General features: G+C 55.8%; 1 protein-coding gene. It reads right to left on the bottom strand.

Features of this window, described 5'->3' with window-relative positions:
* Positions 1 to 806: 806 nt before the first annotated feature.
* Positions 807 to 1,380: TIGR04255 family protein (locus A3A5_RS39160; RefSeq protein WP_035813391.1), on the bottom strand; the 574-nt coding region annotated here is incomplete at its 5' end.

Here is a 1,380-nt window from a genome sequence, read left to right as displayed (position 1 = left end):
ACCCGACGACCTGCAACATTGGCGATGGACCAGACCGCAGCCACCCATCATTTACCGTGCCCGTGCGCCCATCGAATCCCGTGCTCACGCACACTTCCACTTAAAAACTCCGGATCCCTNTCCGAACAAACGGTGCCACCTCTGACGGCAATATACGCAGACCCTCGCAAATTCAGTTTGCAGATACCGCTTGTACGTCTGGTAGCGCTTGAACTGCCGTGGAGCTAGCGTGCGGTTGTGTCGCGACTTTGGATATTGGAACAGCCCCATCTCAACCTAGGCCTAGGCGACGCGCCCGTTCCTCACGTCGGGCATTTGACTTCGCAACATGGTTCGCCGCTGCTTCTAGGGCCCGTACCTGATCTTGCGATACTCGCGGCGCCTGCTCTAGCAATCGATTGTTTAGGATCTCAAGGCGTGCCACGACTTCCGCTTGTGCGCTGGCCCCAGCGTACTTCGCTGCAAGCAGAACAACCCGGTCCTTTGCTATACGTTCAACGTTCGTGCTACGAACCTTCGCATCGTCAGCGTTGAACTGCCGGGACGGCACACCTTCGTTCAGCGTTTGCGTTTTGCTTGGCTCGGATTTCGCATACAACTCGGTCGTATGCGTCGGAGCCGTCGGGCGATCTGGATCCCATAGGAGCTGCTCCTCAACGCGCTTCCGCCGAGAAAAAGTCACGAACTCTGTACGATGCGAGGTGCGCGGGCGCGGCCTTTCATCCGTAAGAAAAGCTGATGCGTTGTGCCAGTTTGAATAGGACTCAGCTGACGGAACGTTGGGGTCGTAATAGCGCATAGGTCAATTATCGCTTCGCAGAAGTGCGTTCTGCCGAGAGATATTCGCGGGCCTTGTCACCTATGGCCCAGTCAAACATCTCGAAAGCCTGCTTGTGCATTGCGTCCAGTGCAGCGGATGCATCCTTTATTAGTACCTCCGTGCGGTACGCGTCTACGTCGATATAGTAGCTGGGAACTGTCTTCCCAGCTTCACCGGTCGTAGGCGGAAGTGTCTTGAGCCGGATTCCGTGCTGCAGAAGACAACCACCGTCTGCTGCCGCCAGCTGAAGCTTGCCACTGTAGTCCTGAACGCCCTGAAAGCGTTGGGAGAGCAATGGCGCCGTCAACTCTGGATTCACCCACTCATCAACAGGATCCTCCGTATCGCTCGTTACTACATTGATATATCGCAGCCCCACTCGCGTGAAGAAGTCAGAATCGATCACCTGAGAAGCCGCCTCAACCACATGAAGCGTGCGCTCCTTCATTTCCTCGTAAGTGGTGTACTTAGGAACGTGCTCGAAATAACTTCCCGCTATGCGGCGTTCCGTGAGCGGATGCTGTAGTTCCACGCAGGCAAGGTTGAGTCGTACTCGATGT

Origin of the sequence: Cupriavidus sp. UYPR2.512 (genome assembly GCF_000379565.1) — a bacterium.
In the GTDB taxonomy this organism is placed as follows: Bacteria; Pseudomonadota; Gammaproteobacteria; order Burkholderiales; family Burkholderiaceae; genus Cupriavidus.
Note: the sequence above shows the minus strand (reverse complement) of the source record. Positions and strands in the feature narration are given on the sequence as shown.